Consider the following 21,389-nt stretch of genomic DNA (forward strand, 5'->3'; position numbering starts at 1 on the left):
CTGCCCGTCCCCGGGCGCGCCCACCTCGACCTCGCCGAGGCGCAGCACGTCGGGAGGTCCGTAACCGTTGAGAACAATCGCCTGGTCATGCTCCCGACCCTATGTCGATCCCGAGCGACATCCGGTATCGCACCGCCGCCGGCGACGCCCCCACACCTTCGCGGCCGGACAGACAAGTGCCTCGGATCATCACTCTGCGGACCCTGGGTCGGCCGCCGGGAGAAGCCGATTCGGGTCGCCACCAGGTGGGAAGAAAGCGAGCGAGCTCGGCTCATTGTCTTGGCCGTCGTCCTCGCGCCAGCCCACGGCTCCGGCAACGACGTAGTCGAGCTCGGCTGCCGTTCCGACCATGAGTACGTGGAGGTCTTTTCCGGCCAGCCCGGTCGACGCGAGGATGCGATCACGTTCGGCGGTCGTCCCGCACCGGATGACCAGGCCGTCGAATTCGGTACGCATTTTCATGACCCGGACCGGCTTGAACAAGACGTCGATACGCGATTGGCCGCCAGTAGGCCGGGAGCGGAGCAGGAGCTGCCTATGACTCACGGTGTACGCCCACACGGAGAAGTCACGCTCGGACCGGAAGATCTCCTGCCCGGGGATGAACTGGCTGACCCGGTTGAGCCACGCTTCGATCTGCACGTCGACATGATCCAACCGCGACCGATGTCTCGCATCCCCGTTGCAGGTCACCTGCCGCCCGAGTTCGGCGGGGGAGGCAAGCACGATCGGCGGCATGACAGCAAGCCTGTGAAGCCACGCGTGGAACTGCGGCGGTGCCGAGTGCTCTCCTGCTCGCGCCGGGCGAAAGCCGATGGGAAAGTGCGCCGTGCTCCCGCTGAGCAACCGGGCAGTCCGGGGTGAGCCGGTTCGAGTCCGGTGGAGCGGCAGCAAAGGACGTTCCGGGATCTGCAGGGGACCGACCCGGCCGGCCCTGCCTGCGAGAATGCGGGGCATGGAGGCTCAGGACCTGCAGCGTGCCGTTCGTATGATGGGCGAGGTTCTCGAACCGCTTTCGGCCCAGGACTGGTCGGCCGCCGCCGGCACCCTCGATTGGACCTGCCGAGAGACGCCCGCCCATATCGGCCATCAACTGCTCGCCTACGCGGCTCAGGTCGCAGGCCAGGCGAAGGACGCATACCTGCCGTTGGATCTGGTGATCCACGACGGCGTTCCGGTGCAGGACGCGTTGGCGGCCGTCGAGGCCTGCGGTGGACTGCTTGTCGCGGCGCTGCGGGCCGCAGGTCCGGACATGCGGGCCTGGCATCTCGGGCCCTGCGATGTCAGCGGGTTCGCGGCGCTCGGCGCCGCCGAGGTGGTGCTCCACACGCACGACATCACCCAGGGTCTGAAGGCGAACTGGCGGCTACCCGCGAGGTTCAGCACCCGCATCCTGGATCGGCTGGCTCCGGACGCGACCGCTGAGCGACGACGGAGGACGGGAAGGCGGGAGCACCCCACACAGATCCTGCTCCGGTACACCGGACGCCTGGACGCTGCGGGTCCGTGGCAATGGCGCATCACGCCGCTGGCGCAAAACGAAACCACAGGAGACGTTCCGGAGAGTACCGGTCTCTCCCCATCGTCAGCGATGCGAACGGGCCAGGACGGCCTCCATGGAACGGGGCAGCCATCCGAGAGCGTCCCCCGGCGACGCGATCCTGTACCGCGCGTTCCGGGGGGACCAGGCGATGACGGCCTGGCTCCCAGCCGCGCCGCCTGGCTAGACCGATATGTCTCGATGAGGAACGTCATTGCCGATGCCCGGGACGAGCCCTACACCTGTCCCTGCTGTGGCCACGCCACGCTGTCGGGACGGGGAAGGTTCGAGATCTGCGATGAGTGCGACTGGGAGGACGACGGCCGGGACAATCACGACAGCGCAGTCGTCAGAGGCGGACCGAACGGTAGTTTGAGCCTCGACGAGGCCCGCATCCAGTACGTCAGAAAAGGTCGGGGAAGGAGACTGAAGCCCCATTTCCCACCGAGCGAGCCCGTGTAATTCCTGGTGAAGCGTGCACGGCGGGATCCGTCTGACCTGACCGATGAGCAGTGGGAACTGCTTCGCGCCGCGTTGCTCAGAGCCGGGTGACGCGGGCGACGAAGCCGTTGCAGGCCACGTCCTCGACGCGCGGGCGGGGAGCCGGCGCATCCTCGGCCCACCACTCGGAGACCGACTGCACCCCCGGCCCGACCGGCGTCAGATCCGGCCGGGCGAAGAGCTCGGCCAGCTCGACCCCGGTGCGCGACTGCGACTGCGCCTCGGCGACCGCCCGCACCGCCTTGTACTCCTCCGGCGTCATGTATTCCAGGGTCACGTGCGAGGCCACCACGTAACTGCCGTCCGGCAGCGCGTCGATCAGCGTGTCCAGGATCGCGCGCGGGTTTTCCGCGTCGCGGATGAAGTGCAGGATCGCGATCAGCATCAGCGCGACCGGCTGGGTCAGGTCGAGCGTGTCCCGCAGTTCCTGATGGCCGAGGATCCGGGCCGGGTCGCGCAGGTCCGCGTCGAGGTAGGTGGTCTTGCCGCGCGGGTCGCCGGTCAGCAGCGCGCGGGCGTGCGCGAGTACCAGCGGGTCAATAGATGTTGGGTAGTATGCACACATGGTCGATTCTCGGATGGGGGTACATGTGGCACTCGGCGCAGGGTTCGTGCGGGTCAGCACTGGCAGTCAGGACGAGGCGTCTCAGATAAAGGTGATCGAGGCTGACGCCGTGGAGCGTGGTGTCACGATCGTCAAGTGGTTCCGCCTGCATGGCTACTCGGCGAGCCATGGGACGCAGGAGCCGGCGTTGCGCGAGGCGATCGAAGACATCGCGCGTGGTGACTACTCGACCTTGCACGTCACCGAGTCGTCTCGGCTCGATCGGCGGGAGGATTTGGACGCTCAGGCTGAGATTCTGTTGGCTATCCGATCCGCCGGTGGCGACATTGTCTCCATCAGTGAGCCGCAGTTCGGGCGGACCGATTTTGCAGGTCGTCTCGTAACGCTCGTGGCCCAGTACGGCAATGCCGAGAAGTCCAGAAAGGTCAAGGATGACACGTATCGCGGAATTATGATGATCCGTGACAACAGGGCGCATCATGGCCCGCTGCCCGCGTTCTGGACGACGGAGGGCGTCCGTTATGCCAAGCAGGCGCGGTGTAAGGACCCGGCCGCTGTTGTGGACATTTACCAGCGTGTCGCCAGCGACGATTCTCTTGCCAATTTGGGCCGCGCTTACGACCTCTATCCAACTTCGGTCAAAAATCTCATCCGTTTCGCGGCGAACCACACGGGGGTTGTCGAGTGTTCTTATACGTATCGGGGGCAAACGGAGACGTGGGCGCACGAGGTTGAACCGGTTGTTGAGTCCGCGCTGTGGTGGCGGGCGAATAAGGTGTTGGACGCGAACATGAGCGAGAGCCGCGTGAACAAGGGTGGTCGGCCGGTCGCCAGTCCGTCCAATTGGATCTCGGGCATTCTCGATTGTCCCGCATGTGGGGGGAAGTTGTTCGTTCATGCTGGCATGACACCGGCGAGGGACGCGCGCTCGGGCAAACCACGCGTGCCGAAGCCGCGCCCGCCAAAGCTTCGCTGTGGTGGACACACCAAGCGACGTCTGTCCTGCGGCGAATTCAAAGGCATTGAAGCGAAACCCATTATCGACGTTGTTGCCGGAATTTTTGCCAGCGACTCGACGGACATTCTTGCTTTTCAGCGGGTGACGGGAAACGCTCACGAGCTGGACGAGCTGCATGCCGAGCTCCGGAAGATACAGGCTCGGCTGTCCGCCACCGAAGATGATGACGAATTGGACAATATGATCGCGGAACGCAAGGCGATTAAGGCCCGCATGGAGGGATTCCTGATCGTTCCTGATCGGTTCGACTACGCACCTACGGGGCAGACGGTAGCTGACATGTGGAATGCGGGTGATGACACTGTCAAGCGCGGCATGCTTCTCGCTGTCAAGCGATCATGGGGAATGGCTCTCGTGGAGCGAGAGGGACTGTGGGGGGTTGCTATCGGGGTGGCGGCAGAAAAGCGTCCGGTCGACGAGATCGGGATTGTCGACCTTGGCAATGGCTTGTGTTTCCGGCGCTAGCAGGGGAAGCAGCAGAGGATCACCCGGGGGTTTTGCCGGGTGATCCTCTGCATTTTGCTGCTCTGGCGTCTAGTCAGGGTTGCTGGGTTGCGGAATGATGAGCACGATTTTTCCCGACTCGATGTACTTGAGCGCGTTAGGAAACCTGAAGTCCGAAGGTTGGATGATCACAATTGACCTTTCCGAGTCATCCGCTGCGTTGGCGTTCGCCCCTTCCTGCTCGGGCCGCTCGTTAGGGCTTTTCGCCGTGAGGGCTTCACTGTCCCTGGCCTTGTTGACGTCGGCTGTCGTACGTCGGTCCTCGATGGCAAGGCGCCGCCGCGGCGGTCCTGGTTCCTCCGGAACGGGCGGAGTAGAGGGTCGCGAGTCGTCAGCCATAGGCGGCCGGAGCCGATGATCTGGGCCGTTGCATCGTCGTGGAGTTGTCCATTTCGTACCTCCTCGGTCGGTGGATCTAGTGAAATGGCCCGCAAAGCGTGAAGCTCTGCAGGCCATCGGTTGTGTAACGAGGTGTTACATGAGCAAGGCCGCCGGAAATGGGCTTCCGGTGGGACCTTCGTTCGTGGGATGCCTCGTTCGTCGTGTCAACGGGCAGGACAAAAATCACGCGGCCCGGCTAGCGGCAGGGTCAGCGCGACCGAGCGCGAACCGGGGCAGTATCAATCGCGCTCGGAGCAGGTAGTGCACACCGTCCGTCAGCAAGTATTCAACTCGGCGTTGTGCACTAACCGGCCTCGACTACGGGGTTAAGGTGTCGGCTCCCTGTCCCCGGACACACCGGACAGGCGAGCGTTCGGTTCAGCGGCGCCGACATGGTTCTCCGACGTACGGTCCGGCGGAGCCCTTTGCCGCAAAGTAACGACCGCGCCAGCTGTGCCATGACCGATGGACCTGGACAAGGACGCTTTCGTGGACATACCCGCAACAGCGGTGGTTATCCGGTTGGAGGGAGCAGCCGTCTGAAAAGTGCGCCGATTGAGGTGCTCGCTGTGATCGTGGTCGCGGTGGTGGTGACCGCCCACCAGACGAGGACGACAATGTAAGCGATCGTCAGGTACCGAGCGGTGAAGAAGCCGGTGACGAGGGCGTATCCGCCGCCGAGGATTACGCCGGCGATACCTCGAAGTAATGGCTGGCGAGTCGCGGTAAAGGCGGTGGCAGCTCCGAGCATGGCGGCGCCAGCCGTTTGGAAGAGACCGGCCATGTTGAACAAATATGTGGGAGAGGTCGAGAACGCCAGCTGTTCGATGAAGACACCGGCTGCGGCCAGAGCGATAGCCGACACAGGTGGATTCGCGCGGCGGAGCCACGCCGGGAGTGCTGGTGCGGGGATGCGCGGTGCAACGACGGCGATGATGGCCGCGGCGGCGGCGAAGGGGGCTGCGGCGATCAGGGCGGCTTTGAGGTATGAATTGACGGTGTAGTGGACGCCGATGCCGGTGCCCATGCCCCACAGCCCGGCGATGGCGAGGCTAAGCGACGCCGCGCTGAGGTAGCCACGGCGCAGGAGTACGCCGGTTGTGACGTCGTCATCGACGGGTGCGGAGACGATCCAGGTGGTGGGTGCCAGCTGAGCTGCTGCCCAGCCGGTGAGCGCCGCGAGTGACGCTGCTAAGGCGAGATTCTCTTGCGGGAGGTATACAGCAGTGACCGTCCCGCCGGTCTTCCACGTCAGCGCTGTCTTGATCGTTTGCAGCAGCAAGGCGACGGAACAGGCAGCGAGGACCGCGACCCGAGCGAGATTGGCCAGCGTCAGCCGGGTCCGTGGTAGCCGCACCGTGGCTGCGGTGCCCGGATTTCCTGTGTGCAGCGGCTGGGTGAGCTGTAGCGCGCCCCGAGGGATCGCATGAGGGTCCCGGAGGATAGCCGCCGGCGCCAGCTCCGTGGCGGCAAGGGCTGCCTGCAGCTCCAGGGTGACGGCATCTTCGCCTATGAGCGCTACGGCGCCAACTTCCGAGGTCTCCAGTTCGACCTCGGCCACTAGCTGTTTGACACATTCCTCAAATCGATCTAGGTGCGGCGCGACTGCATACTGAATATCCGCACGGCCCAGCGGTGCAGGCGGGTAGGGCTCGGGAAGCAACAACGACGCACGAGGCTGAGTGGCAAGAGTGGCGCGGGCCTGCTGAATCTCACGCATCATTCGCCAGTCAGACGGCGAAATTGCGGAGTCGCCAGCGGCGCGCTCGGTGGCAATCTGGACAAGCACCTGATCGACGCTAGCGGCGGTTGAGTCCTGGACAGGAAGGTAAGCGAGCTGCTGGTAACCAGCCGCGCAATCTAAGATCGCCAGCTCCATGCTGGGCGTGCCGACCAACACGTATTGGACCGGTCCGTCCGTGCCTGGCTGGTTGACGACGCTCGCGGCCGCCGCAGCCGAAGTGACGATGTGCGGGTCAGGCAGCCCAGCGCTGATCGCCGCCTGCTGGAGACGTTGCCGGGCGCGGGGACCCCATGCACGGCCAGTGACGATGGTGAGCGCCATGACGGGACTCGCTGTTTGCCCGGCAGCAAGGTTGGCCACGTGGGCAAGGACCGCCGCGACCGCCGCAGTGCCATTGTCGGTGGGTGCAGCGGCGTGGAGCAACGCCATAGGGTCTGGCCGATATCGGTCAGGGTCATCGATGCCTGCTGCGAGCGCTGTAACTCCGGTGAGTAGGGCACCGCTGTCTAGTGGCTGGTAGACACCGGTGGGCAGGCGTGCTTGTCCGTCGAAGTAGAGGGGCTGCGCGGTGGTGCCCTGCGTGTAGACCGCTGTGGTCCACCAGGCGCCGATATGTACAGCCAGATGAAGATCGTTCACGGCCATGCCGGGCAGTGTCCCAAAGAGACTTACTCTAGGTGATCCCGTGCTGACATTCTTCGGATGGCGATAGATGCAGACAAATCCGGTGGCTGGAGCGGTGAGTGCGCCGGTAAAGATCTAGTCTCGGCGAGATCTTTTGAGGCAGGCTGATGAGCGAAGGCAACGAACTCGACGAGGTAAAGCGCAAGGCCGCCGCCTTCGCCCGCCAGCCCTCCGTGTGGGCCGCAACGCCGGCCAGCCCGAGCGAGAAGAAGGTCAACGGCTGGCGTGTCCTCGCGGTCGGTCGGGTCCTGGTCGGTGTGCTTGCTCTGAGCGTGATTCCGCCGACGCTATTAGTGCTGGTCTTTGGAGATCCCCGAGGACTCGTACCGTCCCGGGAACTCCTGACGGCGTTTCTGGGTAGCCAGCACTCGCAGAGCACGCCTGAACTTGCCGTCGCGGTAGTCGCGATCGGGTTGTGGCTGCTCTGGGCGATCATGATGATCCTGCTCGTCGGCAGCCTGGTCACGGTCGTGATGGGCTGGCGTTTCCCACGATGGCGTCTCCCGGCCCCGCTGCACCGGCTGCTGTTCGGCCTTGCGGGAACGGCCGTCGTAGCTTTCGTCACCGTTCCTCATGTCGGCGCGACAGCTGGTCAGTCTCCAGCCGTGGGCACGACGGCGCTCGACGGCGGGCAGCCGGGCGCGAGCACGTTGCGGCAAGGCGGAACGGTCACGGTGATGGTCGGTGACACCCGGTTCGAGTACGAGGTGAAACGCGGTGACACTCTCTCGAAGATCTCCCGGCGGTGGCTTGGGGACGCAGACCGCTGGCCCGAGATCTGCCGTCTAAATCGGCATCAGCACCAGATCGGCGGAGCTGAGCTGACCGACTGCGACCTCATTTACCCCGGCTGGAAGATCCGGCTCCCGCTCGATGCCCGCCCACCCGCCGGTGCTGCGACCAAGCCCCCGAGGGTATCCGCTTCGCCACGCGAGGACGATTTACCGTCGGCGAGACCGGCGGCCCCACGGGAACCCGGCATCCCGCGACCGTCGCCTGCCGCTCCTACCGCCGACACGTCCCCGTCGGCATCGTCAACCGCCGACCGGGCCTCGTCGTCGCCGACGACTGGCGACGCGCCTTCGGCCGGGGTCAACGACGAGCACGGCGTGCAGCTTTCAACCAGTAGTTGGATATCGTGGACTCTCGCGGCCACAATCAGTGCAGCCGCCGCCATGGTCTGGCTCCAGCGCCGCCGTCGCTACACCGGCGAACCAGAGACCGACACGCCGACGGAGCTTCCATCGTCCGTGGCCGAAGTACGCCGTAAGGTTCACCTCAATCCCAACCTGCCGAACTTCGATAGCGAGCCGCCCGGCCTTCCGGACCTGGTGCCACTACCGGCTGGCGGAACCGGCCTCGTCGGCGACGGCGCGACCTCAGCAGCCCGCGCGGCGCTCGTCGCGGTCCTGGCATCCGGCAATCCGCGCCACCCGGACGCCCAGGCGGAGATCGTCATCGACATGGCAACGTTAACCAGATTGTTCGGTCCAGCCGCACCTAAGTTGGACCAGTGGCCACGTATGAACGTCACGGCCAACCTCGACGGCGCGCTCGCCGTGATCGAAGCCCGGATACTGCACCGCAGCCGCGTCCTCGACGAGCACGAACTGGCCGATCTCGATGAACTTCGTCAGGTAGCTCCCGATGAGGAGGCGCTGCCGCCGGTCATGCTCGTCACCGAAGCCCCGGCCGCCGGTAACCGCATGCGGGCCAAAGCAACCCTCGCGCTGGGTGAGGGACTGCGCGTGTCGGCAATCCTGCTCGGCGAGTGGGCCCACGGTGCCACCGCCGACGTCGCCTCAGACGGAACCACCACAGTCGTGTCGGGGCAACCCACCAAGCCGCTGCCGCCCCGCCTGCCCGTCCTCGATCCAGATGCCACGCTCGACATCCTCGCGGTACTCCGAGAGGCACACACCGGCGAACCCCCGACCGTCACCACACCGGCCACACCCCTCCCCCTGCAAGATAGCCAAACCAAAACCGAACCAGCCGACACTGCCTCCAGCACACCAACAACGCCCACGTCGGCTCGGGCGCGGCTACGCGTACTCGGTCCGCCCCGCATCGAAGGCATCACCGGGGAGGGCCGGCCGCTGCGCGCCAAAGCTCTGGAGCTCGCGGTCTTTCTCGCTGTCCACCCCGACGGGGTCGCCACCCGCGACATCGGCGAACACCTCGAGCCAGATGCCCGCATCAGCCAGGCCGACCAACGGGTGCACACCAACGCCTCGAACCTGCGCCACGTACTCAGCCGCGCCGGCGCCGCCGAGCCCAAAAACTCCTACGTCATCAAAACCGCCGGACGTTACCGCCTCGACCCAGCAACGGTCGATGTCGACGTCTGGACCCTCCGCGACCTGGTACGCAGCGCAACCATCGCAACCGCGCCACACCGCCGTGAGCTCCTCACCGCAGCATGCGACCTATACACCGCCCCACTAGCGGAAGGCCGCGACTACGAATGGCTTGCGCCCCACCGAGAAGCCGTACGCCGTTGGGGAAACGACGCCCACCTCATGCTGGCCGACGACCTAATCACCGACAGCCCCCAAGCCGCATCCGACCTTCTCGACAAAGCCATCAACCTGGACATCTACAACGAAGCCCTCTACACCAAAGCCATGCAGGCCAGGCACGCACTCGGCGACGCCGACGGCATCCGCACACTGCTACGCGCCCTGACCAAAGCACTGGCTGACCTCGACGCAGAACCCAAAGAGGAAACGATCGCGCTGGCAAACGACCTCCGTAACAGGACGCTAGGCAAAAGCTGATCAACTGCCAGCGACCCCACTTCAGCTCCGGCCATACCGGCGAATGCCGCTACGGCCTCAACCGGCGGCACGACGGGCACCAGGGCTGCAGACGACGGTGCGCGTCTATAGCTAGAAGGCAGTAGACATATCCGGCGACCGCGACCAGCCCGGCCGCCCCCCGGACAAGCCACCACCGCTCTGACTGTGCTAGGTCCGCCACAATGACCACGGGAGCCACAAGACCGATCAAGGCTCGCAGCCAGTCCCGATGGAACAGACTCAAACGATGCCGATGCCTGCGGACGGCGGCTTGCGGATCCGCCAGGACCGCCAGGTCGAGGCAGGTAAGGCACAGACTGCGTTGATGAATGAGCAGTTTCCCGGAATACGCCACGATCCCGACAGCAGCAATCGCCGCCGCGACAGGCCGCAAGACCGAGGCACCGGCGGGCAGCCAGGAGGCGCCGACCCATGCTGCCATGGCTGCGCCAAGTAGACCGGGTCCCGCACGGTCACCGTAATGAAAGGTCCAAGTCAAACGACGACGCCAGGATGACTCCATGCCGGACCAGCGGACGGGAGCATTCACCACAGCATGCTGTCAGCACAACAGCACCGTACGAAAGACCGAACCCAATTCGCGCCCCCGCGACCCAGCAGAATCATCGCTCGGCCGGGAACATGGCCGTTTCAGCGGTAGCTGCATTCAACGCATGATGGTCGGACCGAAGACCGCATCAGCCAGAAACGCCCGGTCTTCGGCCCGCCGGCGCGGGCCGAGGACGGTCCAACTCGGCAAAACGCAAGTCCGGGAATGAAGGCCCCGCGCGTCACGCCGCAGGGCAGGCTCAGCGTCGGCCACCGTCAAACGCTGACCACCGGAGGTTCGCCGATGTGCCCGAGGTGGATGGCCGATCGCAGCCGTGGGCTTCCGCACCGCGCGATCCCTATAGCGACCCCGACGGCGACGATGACGAACACGAGAGTGACGAGGAGCCGACCGTTCGGCCGTCGCTGCCATGCGCCGGTTCTGGGACAGCGAGACCGCCCAGGGCCGTGTCCCCACCGGGATCGATCTCTCCCGGGCCGCCCGAGTGCCGCCCAGCACCGGCCTCGGACGGCGCAAACGCCACGAGTGGGAGGGCGACCTCCCCCGTGTACATCAGGATCACCCCGGCAGGCGGGCGCTGAACATCGTCGGCCCGGTGCGGGTTCTGACGGCATCACGTGGCCCCCACCCGGACGGCCTCAGGTGGCCCCACCGAGGCGTCCGGCTCGGCGCACTGCTTAATAGCGGAGAGTTGCAGCGCGGGCGTCACGTCGCATTCCCGACGCCGCGCTTACATGCCGATGAGAGTGCGTTGAGTTTCGCCGCCTCAGACCTAATCTTGTGTCAGTGGGTAGCGCTAGGGTCCGGCCATGACAGAGATCGACTGGTCAGACGTCCGGCCCCGCATCGCCGCTTTGGCGGGACTCACCGGTGCCGCCGAGGTCTTTGGCGCGACCTCGCACGGCTGGCGGCTGGCGGAACCGTTGACCGTCGATGAGCTTGCCGAGTTGGAGGGCCAGCTGAGTGTCGAGCTTCCGGTTGAGTACCGTTCGTTCCTGCTGGAGGTGAGCCGCGGCGGCGCCGGCCCGGCATACGGCCTCTTTCCTGTGCACCGGTTGGATGAGCGTTGGACATGGGAGGGCGGCGCTGCCACTCTCAACGACCGCGAAGCACTTGTCCGACCGTTTGCTCACATCCGAGCCTTTAATCCGGCCGACGACTTGCCTCCTCGGCCGGAGTTCGGGCGAGAGGAGGACGCCTGGTGGGAAATGCGCAGCGAAACTCTCTTCGATCCGGCCCACTCGACCGGCTTGCTCTACCTCTGTCACCTTGGCTGCGCCCTACATGAAGCGCTGGTGGTAAGCGGCCCGTCCCGTGGTCAGATGTGGGCCGATGACACGGCGGATGAGGAGGGCTTCCGTCCGCTGCAGAACCCCGACGGCAGCCGCATGACCTTCGCCGACTGGTACCGCACCTGGCTCTGCCAGTCGGAACGGGCAGCGGCCGAAAGGTGAATGCACTCGTGCCGCCGATCGTGCGCGCCGACCACCAGCGAGGCGTTTCGCCCGGTGGATACTTGGCGATTCCGCATCCGCTCATGCCGAGAAGAGTGCGACGGCTCGCCGTTTTCCAACCGGTTCAGCAACAATTTCCAGAAGCCTCAACATCAATCTTAGCAAATGGGCGGTGTGGCGTACTCGGTACTCTATTAGGGCATGCCGGGTTAGGAGTAGAGTCGCTCCACCTCGTACGGCGTCCGGCCCGTGGTAGCTGGCGGTGGCTGCTGAGGGTTAGGCAGGTCGCGGTCGCCGGTGCATCAATGCGTCTTGTACGGCGTTTCGCAGTTCTGAGGGCTGGAACGGTTTGCGCACGATGCGGTCGCCGTCCTGGAGTGTTTCGGCGGCTTGTTCGGGCGTGACGGAGCCGGTGGCCATGACGACGGGAATGTGTGCCGTATCCGGCGTCGTGAGTAGCTCGGCGCGTGCTTGCAGGCCGGTCATCCCTGGCATTTCGTTGTCGGTCACGACGGCGTCCGGATGCTGGGCCCGGACTTCAGTGACCAGCTCGCGGCCGTCGCTGCACAAGTCGACCGTATGGCCGGCGCGTGTCAAGACTCTTTCCACCACGCTGCGGGCGCTGGGGTCATCGTCTGCCGCCACAACGTGACTCATGGTGCGCCTGCCTTCTGCGTTGTTCTGTTCCGGGTGCCGTGAGGTACCGCTGGGTGCTTGTCATGAGGTGTTGCGTGGGCCGGATCGCGGGCGCCTTGCAAGAAACGCCGGTCATAGCCGAACGTGGGACAAGCTTCTTTCGCGCGTCGCTGCGAGCTCGTGGAGCAGGTCGGCGGCGGTGAAGGGTTTCTCGAGGAATGCGAGGTCCTCGTCGAGGATATGGGTAGTGCCGAGTAGGCCGTTGCTGTAGCCGGACATGTACAGCACTGGAAGTCCTGGCTGGCGTTCGTGCAGCAGCTCGGCCAGACGACGTCCGGAGATCCCCGGCATGATCACGTCGGTGAGCAAGGTGTCGCAGCCGTGTTGTTCGTACAGGCCGAGCGCTTCGGAGGCGTCGGCCGCGGTGAGCACGTGGTATCCGGCGTTGGTCAGAATGCGGGTGACTACGCGGGCGAGCGCTGGTTCGTCCTCGACGACCAGCACCGTGCTGCCGTCTCCGCGCGGCGGCGTCGTACGGGGTGCCGGCGGTGAGGTAGCTGTGTCGGCCGTAGTGGTCGCCAGCGGAAGGTAGATCCGGAAGGTCGTGCCGATGCCCCGCTCCGAGTACACGTTGATACTGCCTTCGGCTTCGGTCACGATGCCGTAGACGGTGGCCAGCCCGAGTCCGGTGCCGCGGCCCTGGGGCTTGGTGGTGTAGAACGGCTCGAAGATCCGTGCTGCGGTCTCCGGTGACATGCCCTCGCCGGTGTCGCTGACCAGCAGGCGGGCGTAAGTGCCGGCGGGCAGGGGTGGTTGCATGTTGACCTCGTCGCCGTCCAGCGCGGCGGTGTTGGCCTCCACGACCAGGGTGCCGCCCTCGGGCATCGCGTCACGGGCATTGATCGCCAGGTTCAGCAGTACTTGCTGGAGTTGACCTGGGTCGGCGTGCACGGTCAGCGGTTGCGGGGAGGGCACGGCGATCAGATTGATGTGCTCGCCAATGGTGCGCTCCAACATCATCTGTACTTCGGTGACTGCCGCGTTGAGGTCCACGTCTTGCGGCTGGGTGGCCTCTGCGCGGGTGAAGGTCAGCAGCTGCCGGGTCAGGTTGGTCGCCCGCTCCACTGCCGTACGTACCTGGGCCAGGTCGGCTTGCACGTCCGGTTGGTCAGCGGTCTCCTCTGCCACGAACTCGGTGTAGTTGGCGATGATCGCCAGGATGTTGTTGAAGTCGTGCGCGACACCGCCGGCCAGTTTGCCGAGACTTTCCAGGCGTTGCGCCTGGTTGCTGCGTTCCTCGATGGCACGCCGACGCTCGGCGGCTTCCTTGGCCGCGGTGATGTCACGGGCGACGGCCGAGGCGCCGATGACGGTGCCGGTCTGGTCCGTGATCGGTGTGATCGTCAGTGAGACGTCGACGACTGTTCCGTCCTTACGCAGCCGGCGCGTCTCGTAGGCCATGCCACGCTCGCCCCGCTTGATGCGAGCGAGCACGCCCGCCTGCTCGTCCGAGCCTGTGTCGTCGGCCAGCATGGTGGCGGGCTGTCCGAGAACTTCCTCGGCGGTGTACGCGAACAGGCGTTCCGCGCCGCCGTTCCACGCTGTGATGATCCCTTCCGGGGTGACTCCGATAACGGCGTCGTCGGTGTGCTCGACCACGGTCGCCAGGGTTGCCCGCTGCGCCTCGGCGACATCGCGGGCGGCGCGTTCGCGAGCATCCGCTTCGTCCAGTCGGTGCTGGCCCCACGGGTCCACGTAGATGGCGCCTTTGCCGAGCAGAACTCCATAGTTGCGGCGTAGCGTCCAGTAGTAGAGGCCCACAGCGGCGGTGAGCAGGTCCCACACTGCCGAGGTCCACCGCCACCCGGAAGCATCCATGTGCAGCTGGTGGCCCGCTGGGACCTGTATGACGGTGCGGTAGGCCATCACCGCGTGCAGGCCGTGACCGACCGCGCAACTGAAGAAGATCATTGCGGTGGCGGTGGCGAGCCGGTTGGTGCGTAGCTGTCCGGCGCGGGCGACCGGTACCACGATCGCCACCGTGATCGCCGCATAGGCAACCATGATCACTAGGTTGCCCATCAAGAAGATCTGGTCCGGCATGCCCCTCCGTTCGGACAACCGTCCTGCAACCTGAGCGAGGCCCAGGTCACACGGGTGCCTGGTCCTCCCGCCAGCCGCTCAGCGGGACCTGGGGCCATGAACACGACCGGGGTGAGATCAGTCAGCCGTGTGGCCAGCAGCGCTTAGCGTAGGCAGTACGCCTGTCATGGCCAGGACACGGTGAACCTGACGGGTGGCGTTGGCGACGGCGAAGTGGGATCCAGCCGCACTGGCGGCCTGGTGGGTCTTGATCAGGGTGTTGATGACCGTGGAGTCGATGAAGGCCACCGCGCTCAGATCGAGCACAACGCTCGAAGCGTGACTGAGCGCGTCCGCCAGCAGCCCATGCAGGTCGGCGACGTCGGCCATATCGAGTTCGCCGTGCAGCGCAACGACGCAGCGGTTCCCATCGTAGAAGCTTCGGTGGCCCCAGCCGGGGGTTTCGCTACTCAGGACGCGCCTCCTCTGGCCGGATCTTCGCTGGATTGACAGTACGGGCGGGCATCGGGAACTGCGTCGCTGGTGGACGGCCCCGTCAGGGCCGCCACCGAGGTCAGGCACATGATCACACTCGCGTTGACGCCCACTGGCCCGGCGCTCACCGTCAGCCCGGCGGTGAGTTGTTGTGCCAGCCACAGCCCTCGCCCGCCGGGCATGTCACCGGCAGGCAGGTGCGGACGCAGCATGCCGCTCATGCCGCCCTCATCTCGCACCTCACAGCAGAGAGTGTCAGCCTGGCGACGCAAACACAGACGCCCACTGCCGCCCCCGTGACGCACGGCATTAGTGACCAACTCGTGCACGGCCAGAACGAAATCGTCGAGATCATCGCCGGTGGCTCCCGCCGCAGCGGCGTGCCGGCGAAGCTGATGCCGCACGCTCGACACGTTCGCGACGGTGAATGAGGCCGACAACAACTCCACCCCGGGTTCACTGCCGGGATCCACCGGTGGTGGCTCAGCACCCGGCTCGCTGGTCATGGCGCGCACGGTACACCCATACCCGAACGGGCTCCCGCGATCACAACCGGGACGCATGCCTCCCTGCCTCCAACAGAGGTCCAGATGGACGAGAGTCAGGGGCATCAACGGCGCTAAGCGTTCGGCGGTCCATGCCGAAAAGAACCGAGGAATGCCCTGACGCCGGACCTTCGAGCCTGCTCGCAGCGCCCCGGCGCCCGCAGTGAAGGAAGCCCGATGACAACCACATCATCCTCAGGCGCAGCCCCTGCCGCGCCACGGCGGGGTTTCACCGACCTCAGCGTCAAGGTCAAGATCCTCGCGGCGGTCGGTCTTGCGGTCGCCGCAACGATCGTTGTCGGGATGATCGGGTTGAGCGCGCTCAGCAGCACCAGTGCCTCCGCGCAATTGATCTACAAGAGCAACGTGGCCAGCATCAAGGGTGTCGGAGAGCTGGAGACGGTGATTCGTCAGGCCCGGCTGGATCTGGCCAGCCATGCGATCTCTCAGGATTCGGCCACGATGGCGAAATACCTCGAGGCCTTTGAAGCCGACAAGGAGGCGTTCGACGCCGGAATGGCTGCCTACCGCGGCAGCATGCCGGCCGGTGACCCGGCGGTGATCGAGGCGTTGCAGACGAACTGGGAAGCCTACGTTCAGCTCGCCCAGGACAAGCTAATCAAGCTGGGTGCCGCCAACGACATAGTCGGGTGGCAGAAGGTCAGAGACGCCGAAGCAATACCGATCCTGACCGAGATCAAGAAAGCCACCGACACCCTCGATGAGACCGAGGTAGCCGACGCGGCTAAGAACGCCGCCTCCGCAGAGTCCGTCTACGACACCGGCCGGCACACCTCTCTGATCGCGATGGGCGTCGGCAGCCTGCTCGCACTGGCGCTGGGCTTCTGGGTAGCACGGATGATCGTCCGGGCACTGACCAAGGTCAAAGACGTCTGTGTCGGTCTGGCCGACGGTGATCTGACCCGCACCACCGGACTGCACACCCGCGATGAACCCGGCCAGATGGGCCAGGCCCTGGACAAAGCCATGAACCAGCTTCGGCGCACCGTGGCCACGATCAACGACTCGGCGACGTCACTGGCCGCTGCCTCCGAAGAACTGTCCGCCACCACCGGCCAGATCGCCGCTTCCGCCGAAGAGACGTCCGTGCAGGCGCAGGCCGTGTCGACCGCTACCGAGGAAATCTCCCGCAGCGTCGACAGCGTCTCGGCCGGCAGCGAAGAAATGGGTGCCGCGATCCGGGAGATCTCCGTCAACGCCAGCGAGGCCGCCCAGGTCGCCAGTCAAGCCGTCACCGTCACCGCCGCCACCTCCCAGACGATGGCGAAACTCGGCCAGTCCTCCGTCGAGATCGGCAACGTCGTCAAAGCCATCACCGCGATCGCCGAGCAGACCAACCTGCTCGCTCTCAATGCCACCATCGAAGCCGCCCGGGCAGGGGAACTCGGCAAGGGCTTCGCGGTCGTCGCCTCCGAGGTCAAGGATCTGGCCCAGGAGACCGCCCGGGCCACCGAGGACATCTCTCGCCGGGTCGAGGTCATCCAAACCGACACCAACGGCGCGGTCGCCGCGATCGAGGAGATCACCCAGGTGATCGCCCGGATCAGCGACTTCCAGACCACCATCGCCTCAGCCGTGGAGGAGCAAACCGCGACCACCGGCGAGATGAACCGCAGCGTCGCCGAAGCAGCGAGCGGAACCGGCGAGATCGCGCAGAACATCACCGGAGTCGCTGAAGCGGCCCGCCTCACCAGCGCGGGCGTCACGCAGGCACAACACGCCACCAGCGAACTCGCGCGCATGTCCACCGAGCTCAACGCCCTGGTCACACAATTCCGTTACTGACCGCCGCAGCCAGTCTGGTTGCCGTTCCAAGGATCGATCCGGCCCGCCATGCCATCAACACCCGCGCCCACCGGCCACTACGACGGTCAAGACCTCATCAACGAGCTGCTCGCCGCCGCCCTGCACACCCGTGCCACCATCGCCGGCGTGCTGCACGCGACGGCCGTCAGCCGCGCTGTCCAGCCTCAAGCAGCCGCCGCCCTCACCGACGCCGCGGCAGCCCTCACCCATATCCACGACAACCTGATCCGCGCCGCCGGCCCCGGCGAAAACGACCGGTCCGGACAAACACGAAACCCTGGTTGAAAACCAGACAGGAAATTGAACAGCGGTCCAGGTAGCAGTGACCCTCCCTGGCTACGAAACAGTCAGCGGCATTCCGATACGATCCGCGCCCAGCACCGAAATGAGGCCCGTCAGAGTCACTCGACCTCGCCGAAGTCTCCTCAAACTTTAGGCAGCAACGCCACTGCCAATAACGCTCATCGCCACTACAGCTACGTACCCCACCCATTTGCGTCGTCGGAATATCCGCACGGCCGGATTAGCAGGTCAGAATTCCAGCCGGGCGCACGGTGAGCAGCAAGTACCGCCGACGCACTGATCTAATAGGTTCCGTCAGCCTGCGGGTGCAGGATGGCTCCAGTAGCGGCCGGCGGGTCGTGCTGGCCCGCTACGCCCGCAACCGCCGCCTCGCCGACGCTGTGCACCAGTGGGCGTTCTGCGCCATGCGCGGCTCACCCGGCGCCCGCGCCTACTACCAGGCACTACGCTCACGCGGCATCGGCCACCAAGCCGCCCTGCGCCAGCTCGGCAACCGCCTCGTCGGCATCCTGCACGGCTGCCTCAAGACCAAGACCGCCTACGACGAAGCCACCGCCTGGGCCCATTTGCAGCTCACCGCTTGACATCGAAAAACATGGGATGTCTGCCGCGAGTCGCGCGGTCGCACCAGTACGCGGTCGCAGGCGGTTACGCCAACTCCAGCACGACCCCGTCTTCGGACTCCCCACCGCCGGCTCCGTGCTCGCGGATGATCTCGACAATCTCGTCGAAGAGCGTCGGCCCTTCCCCCCGTCGCGCAGTCGCGATCCGGTCTCGGATGACGGAACGGTTGGACGGGTGGCATGTCACGAGGATCTGTTCAAGCCTACGGATGGTCGCCTCGTAGCCCAGCGCTGTCCTGGACAACTCGGAGTTCTGCCACTGCAGCACCCAGCCATCTTCGGGCGTTCCGAAGCCTCCTCGAAGAATGTCATTGAACGCGTCCAGGTTTCCGCGCCAGGTGTAGCGACATAGCAACTTGGAGAATTCTCGGGCGAATCCGTCGAAATCAACGAAGCTCGCCCCGTCTACGACGAGCACAGGCAGGTCAATGCCGTCCTTTTCCACGAGCCAAGTATGGAGGGTGGCTGCGTCGGCGCCATGCTCGCTCATCTGCCGCAGATAGCGCGCGGTCCGGACCAGGCGCTGCATAACGCAGTGTCATGACGCCGCAAACCCGACGGCCATCGTGGTGGGGCCACTTGGGGCCGCGTCAGGCCGTCAGGATCACTCGGTGCCCCGCTTAACAGCGAAGACACCAGACCGGCAAGAGCATTCCTCGTCCGCTAGCTGTGTCGGGTCAGGAGGTTGTAAGCACGGACTCCTGACGTCACGCGACCCCCGCACAGTGGGATGTGGGGGTCGCGTCTCGGCGAGGATCCCCGGGCGACTGGCAAAGAAGCCTGGTTCAGGATCTCCGTCGCGGATCGGACGCCTGGATCGACCAGGCTGGCTTTCGCGGCAGCCCCTCGGTCACGGTCTCCCAGTAGACGGAACTGTGGGCGTCACGCTCCTCGGCCGTCAACCGATACGCGTTAAGGCGGGACACGCACGTCCCCCCGTCCGGCCAGCGGCATTTCTCGCCGGGCGTGGCCGAGCACTCCGGACACGCGATGGACTCCTCCGCTGCCTTCGATGGTGCGTTGAACCGGTAGGGCCGGAAGGCCAATCCGGCCGCGCGGTACGACGCCAGGACCGGATCGATCCCCTTGACAGAGGTCTCATCGTCGCAACCGATGCAGGCGCATCCGGCGACGTTGCCACGGCCCAGGTGACCACACTCGGTACACGTGTGTTCGTCAGTCGCGATGTGCTCGACCGGAGGCCCTTCGACGCCATTGCACTGCTGCCGCCAGGTCCCGGGGATCAGGTGCTTCGGGTGCGGCTCGGTGATCGGGCAGATGGGGGTCGGGAACTCGATGTCGTTGATGCCGTCGTCGTACATGGATCGCCGCCCCTATCGGTTCTCGGCGACGCTGGTCGCGATGGCGCGGGCACCGCCCATGAGGTGGAAGGCCGTGATGAGGTGGCGGCGGGTATCGCCCGCGAGATCGGTTGCGCGTTCCAACGCCTCGCCGGTGCCCGGTTCCTCGTCGTCGGCGGGCGGAGCCGATTCCCGCAGCAGAAGCTCGGTGAATTCCCCGGTCGCGGCGGCGGTGTTGAGCATGGCCGTCACCACCTTCCGGTCCGGGTTCCTGATCATCGTGGAACACAGCAGGATGGCGTCCCGGACGGCGGTGAGCGCGTCTATCAGGAGTTCCGGGTGTTGCGTGTGCGGGTGGGTCATGACGGTTTCCCCTCACGGGCCATGATCGGTTCGTGCCGGACTGGCGTGATTCCCGCTCCATCCGCGCGACTCGTCAAGCCCTACCCGGTAGGTGCGGCGTCACCCCAGCCCTTACCAGGGCAGACGGTCAAAGATTGGACGATCATGGTGCCCCGGTGTCGGGGCCCCGCGACCCGCCCGGCATGCGGCACACTGGTCTGGTTCCTCGGGTCTATCCCGCGGACCACACCGCGCAAATCAGGGATCGGCTCAAACGTCAGGTGCTCTACTTCGCCACCGGCGAACTCATGGCGGTGTTCGGTGCGATCACCTTCGCTGTCCTGCTGTCGCTACAGGACTCGGCCCTGCACGCCTTGACCGTCCTCGGGTGGGGACTCGTGATCCTGCTGGCCTCGGTCGCCGGGCTCGGCCTGCTGATTACCGGCGTTCAGTACTGCATCTGCCTTTGCCGAAGCGCCGACCTCGACGCCGAAGGCGCGGAAGGCCATCGGCGAGCTGTACGCCGGGCTGCACAAGCCTCCGTCACGGGGGTAACGCGCCCGAATGTCAGCTCGGCTCTGCGCGGGGTTCGCCGCGCTCGTCCGGTTGCCGGGGAAGGTTCAGGGCTTGCGCGCCATCGCAGCCCAGAAGTTCGTCTCACCCGGGGCCGGGTCGCCGGATTGAGGCTCGCGCATCCAGTTGGTGCCGAGCACGATGCCCGGTTCGACGAGGTCCAGGCCGGCCAGCAGCTCTTCGATCTCGTCTTTGCTGCGAGGCCAGACGTCGCTCTTGCCGGATTCCAACATGGCGGTGTAGGTCTGCCGGTCTTTAGGTGTCATGAAGTCGGTCGTCATGTGGGTGAGCGCCACGTAGCTGCCGGAGACGAGGGGTTCCATGAGCGTGTCGAGCAACGGTTTCGCCGCGCCGGGGCCAGGGATGAAGTGCGCGACGGCGATCAGCATCACCGCGACCGGCTGACCGAAATCGAGAACCTCGCGCAGCTGCGAGTCGGCAAGGATGTCCCGCGATTGACGCAGGTCGGCCTCGATGTAGGCAGTCCGGCCTTCGGGCGAGCTGGTGAGCAGTGCGCGAGCATGACTCATGACCAGCGGATCGTTGTCGACGTAAACGATGCGGCTTTCCGGGGCAATACGCTGGGCGACCTCGTGGGTGTTATCTACTGTAGGAAGACCCGTGCCGATGTCGAGGAACTGCCGTACCGCTGGCTTCGCGTCGCGTGCGAGGTAGGTAACCATCCGGCCTAGCGTTTGCCGGTTGGCTTGAGCCGCGATACGGGCGGTCGGGAAAGCTCGCTCAATCTCGTCGGCAGACGCTCGGTCCGCGGCGAAGTTGTCCTTGCCCCCGAGCCAGTAGTTGTACCGACGTGCCGGGTGTGCAACGTCCATGTTGATCCTGTCAGCTCCCGAGGCCATGGGAGGACGATAGTCGATTCTGGAGGGCCAGGCTCGCGG

18 protein-coding genes are annotated in these 21,389 nt (G+C 65.6%); 7 read left to right on the forward strand and 11 right to left on the reverse strand.

Translation table 11 applies throughout. The features are described from left to right. Positions 1 to 189 precede the first annotated feature (189 nt). Positions 190 to 738: a hypothetical protein gene (locus ACH442_RS40635; protein ID WP_396343464.1), complete on the reverse strand. Its 549-nt coding sequence runs from the start codon at positions 736 to 738 to the stop codon at positions 190 to 192. Positions 739 to 955: 217 nt separating this feature from the next. Here ACH442_RS40635 and ACH442_RS40640 point away from each other — a divergent pair, with 217 nt between their 5' ends. After that, positions 956 to 2,002 carry a CPCC family cysteine-rich protein gene (locus ACH442_RS40640; RefSeq protein ID WP_396343465.1) on the forward strand — a complete coding sequence of 349 codons (1,047 nt, stop codon included), beginning with the start codon at positions 956 to 958 and terminating at the stop codon, positions 2,000 to 2,002. A 76-nt stretch (positions 2,003 to 2,078) separates the two neighbouring features. On the opposite strand, the gene ACH442_RS40645 is transcribed toward ACH442_RS40640, so the two are convergent. Continuing rightward, positions 2,079 to 2,606, reverse strand: coding sequence for an SAM-dependent methyltransferase (locus ACH442_RS40645; RefSeq protein WP_396343466.1), 528 nt, complete (start codon positions 2,604 to 2,606; stop codon positions 2,079 to 2,081). On the opposite strand from ACH442_RS40645, the gene ACH442_RS40650 reads away from it, so the two are divergent. Then, on the forward strand, positions 2,605 to 4,089 hold the full coding sequence (locus ACH442_RS40650; protein WP_396343467.1) for a recombinase family protein: 1,485 nt from the start codon (positions 2,605 to 2,607) through the stop codon (positions 4,087 to 4,089). The genes ACH442_RS40645 and ACH442_RS40650 overlap by 2 nt on opposite strands. Positions 4,090 to 5,023: 934 nt before the next feature. Here the strand turns inward: ACH442_RS40650 and ACH442_RS40655 are convergent. After that, positions 5,024 to 6,898, reverse strand: a complete 1,875-nt coding sequence (locus ACH442_RS40655; protein ID WP_396343468.1) for a hypothetical protein — start codon at positions 6,896 to 6,898, stop codon at positions 5,024 to 5,026. 146 nt (positions 6,899 to 7,044) lie between these two features. Here ACH442_RS40655 and ACH442_RS40660 point away from each other — a divergent pair, with 146 nt between their 5' ends. Together ACH442_RS40660 and ACH442_RS40665 are read left to right on the forward strand one after the other, a co-directional pair. Then, the gene (locus ACH442_RS40660) at positions 7,045 to 9,717 is read left to right on the forward strand and encodes a LysM peptidoglycan-binding domain-containing protein (protein ID WP_396343469.1); all 2,673 of its coding nucleotides are present in this window, start codon (positions 7,045 to 7,047) and stop codon (positions 9,715 to 9,717) included. 1,401 nt (positions 9,718 to 11,118) lie between these two features. Then, entirely contained in the window at positions 11,119 to 11,763 is a 645-nt protein-coding gene (locus ACH442_RS40665; RefSeq protein ID WP_396343470.1) for an SMI1/KNR4 family protein, read from the forward strand. Positions 11,764 to 12,039: 276 nt separating this feature from the next. Here the strand turns inward: ACH442_RS40665 and ACH442_RS40670 are convergent, their stop codons facing one another. The 4 genes from ACH442_RS40670 to ACH442_RS40685 form a co-directional block, all read right to left on the reverse strand. After that, a complete protein-coding gene (locus tag ACH442_RS40670) occupies positions 12,040 to 12,420 on the reverse strand; it encodes a response regulator (RefSeq protein WP_396343471.1) in 381 nt (126 codons plus the stop codon). Between the two features lie 111 nt (positions 12,421 to 12,531). Beyond that, entirely contained in the window at positions 12,532 to 14,502 is a 1,971-nt protein-coding gene (locus ACH442_RS40675; RefSeq protein WP_396343472.1) for a PAS domain S-box protein, read from the reverse strand. A gap of 117 nt (positions 14,503 to 14,619) precedes the next feature. Then, a complete protein-coding gene (locus ACH442_RS40680; protein ID WP_396343473.1) occupies positions 14,620 to 15,063 on the reverse strand; it encodes an STAS domain-containing protein in 444 nt (147 codons plus the stop codon). Continuing rightward, positions 14,952 to 15,482: an ATP-binding protein gene (locus ACH442_RS40685; protein ID WP_396343474.1), complete on the reverse strand. Its 531-nt coding sequence runs from the start codon at positions 15,480 to 15,482 to the stop codon at positions 14,952 to 14,954. Before ACH442_RS40685 ends, ACH442_RS40680 begins: the two co-directional genes overlap by 112 nt. Before the next feature lie 216 nt (positions 15,483 to 15,698). Between ACH442_RS40685 and ACH442_RS40690 the strand changes: the two genes are divergently transcribed. The 3 genes from ACH442_RS40690 (at position 15,699) to ACH442_RS40700 (ending at position 18,235) form a co-directional block, all read left to right on the forward strand. Next, on the forward strand, positions 15,699 to 17,327 hold the full coding sequence (locus ACH442_RS40690) for a methyl-accepting chemotaxis protein (protein WP_396343475.1): 1,629 nt from the start codon (positions 15,699 to 15,701) through the stop codon (positions 17,325 to 17,327). Positions 17,328 to 17,375: 48 nt separating this feature from the next. Then, positions 17,376 to 17,633: a hypothetical protein gene (locus ACH442_RS40695; protein ID WP_396343476.1), complete on the forward strand. Its 258-nt coding sequence runs from the start codon at positions 17,376 to 17,378 to the stop codon at positions 17,631 to 17,633. A gap of 269 nt (positions 17,634 to 17,902) precedes the next feature. Then, entirely contained in the window at positions 17,903 to 18,235 is a 333-nt protein-coding gene (locus ACH442_RS40700) for a hypothetical protein (RefSeq protein ID WP_396343477.1), read from the forward strand. 64 nt (positions 18,236 to 18,299) lie between these two features. Here ACH442_RS40700 and ACH442_RS40705 read toward each other — a convergent pair whose 3' ends face one another. From ACH442_RS40705 to ACH442_RS40720, 4 genes are all read right to left on the reverse strand, one after another. Next, positions 18,300 to 18,803, reverse strand: coding sequence for a barnase inhibitor (locus ACH442_RS40705; protein ID WP_396343478.1), 504 nt, complete (start codon positions 18,801 to 18,803; stop codon positions 18,300 to 18,302). Positions 18,804 to 19,059: 256 nt separating this feature from the next. After that, entirely contained in the window at positions 19,060 to 19,596 is a 537-nt protein-coding gene (locus tag ACH442_RS40710; protein WP_396343479.1) for a hypothetical protein, read from the reverse strand. A gap of 12 nt (positions 19,597 to 19,608) precedes the next feature. Continuing rightward, a complete protein-coding gene (locus ACH442_RS40715; protein ID WP_396343480.1) occupies positions 19,609 to 19,938 on the reverse strand; it encodes a hypothetical protein in 330 nt (109 codons plus the stop codon). Between the two features lie 599 nt (positions 19,939 to 20,537). Continuing rightward, positions 20,538 to 21,350, reverse strand: a complete 813-nt coding sequence (locus tag ACH442_RS40720) for an SAM-dependent methyltransferase (protein WP_396343481.1) — start codon at positions 21,348 to 21,350, stop codon at positions 20,538 to 20,540. Between the last annotated feature and the right edge of the window lie 39 nt (positions 21,351 to 21,389).

The sequence above is a fragment of the Actinoplanes sp. NPDC020271 genome (assembly GCF_044388125.1).
Classification (GTDB): domain Bacteria; phylum Actinomycetota; class Actinomycetes; order Mycobacteriales; family Micromonosporaceae; genus Actinoplanes.

Bases quoted from the DNA above. Each gene is read 5' to 3' on its own strand.
- ACH442_RS40635 (WP_396343464.1), bottom strand. From the start codon at position 738: ATGCCGCCGATCGTGCTTGCCTCCCCCGCCGAACTCGGGCGGCAGGTG.
- ACH442_RS40715 (WP_396343480.1), bottom strand. From the start codon at position 19,938: ATGACCCACCCGCACACGCAACACCCGGAACTCCTGATAGACGCGCTC.
- ACH442_RS40720 (WP_396343481.1), bottom strand. From the start codon at position 21,350: ATGGCCTCGGGAGCTGACAGGATCAACATGGACGTTGCACACCCGGCA.
- ACH442_RS40645 (WP_396343466.1), bottom strand. From the start codon at position 2,606: ATGTGTGCATACTACCCAACATCTATTGACCCGCTGGTACTCGCGCAC.
- ACH442_RS40710 (WP_396343479.1), bottom strand. From the start codon at position 19,596: ATGTACGACGACGGCATCAACGACATCGAGTTCCCGACCCCCATCTGC.
- ACH442_RS40640 (WP_396343465.1), top strand. From the start codon at position 956: ATGGAGGCTCAGGACCTGCAGCGTGCCGTTCGTATGATGGGCGAGGTT.
- ACH442_RS40660 (WP_396343469.1), top strand. From the start codon at position 7,045: ATGAGCGAAGGCAACGAACTCGACGAGGTAAAGCGCAAGGCCGCCGCC.
- ACH442_RS40650 (WP_396343467.1), top strand. From the start codon at position 2,605: ATGGTCGATTCTCGGATGGGGGTACATGTGGCACTCGGCGCAGGGTTC.
- ACH442_RS40665 (WP_396343470.1), top strand. From the start codon at position 11,119: ATGACAGAGATCGACTGGTCAGACGTCCGGCCCCGCATCGCCGCTTTG.
- ACH442_RS40690 (WP_396343475.1), top strand. From the start codon at position 15,699: ATGACAACCACATCATCCTCAGGCGCAGCCCCTGCCGCGCCACGGCGG.
- ACH442_RS40695 (WP_396343476.1), top strand. From the start codon at position 17,376: ATGCCATCAACACCCGCGCCCACCGGCCACTACGACGGTCAAGACCTC.
- ACH442_RS40685 (WP_396343474.1), bottom strand. From the start codon at position 15,482: ATGACCAGCGAGCCGGGTGCTGAGCCACCACCGGTGGATCCCGGCAGT.
- ACH442_RS40675 (WP_396343472.1), bottom strand. From the start codon at position 14,502: ATGCCGGACCAGATCTTCTTGATGGGCAACCTAGTGATCATGGTTGCC.
- ACH442_RS40670 (WP_396343471.1), bottom strand. From the start codon at position 12,420: ATGAGTCACGTTGTGGCGGCAGACGATGACCCCAGCGCCCGCAGCGTG.
- ACH442_RS40655 (WP_396343468.1), bottom strand. From the start codon at position 6,898: ATGGCCGTGAACGATCTTCATCTGGCTGTACATATCGGCGCCTGGTGG.
- ACH442_RS40705 (WP_396343478.1), bottom strand. From the start codon at position 18,803: ATGCAGCGCCTGGTCCGGACCGCGCGCTATCTGCGGCAGATGAGCGAG.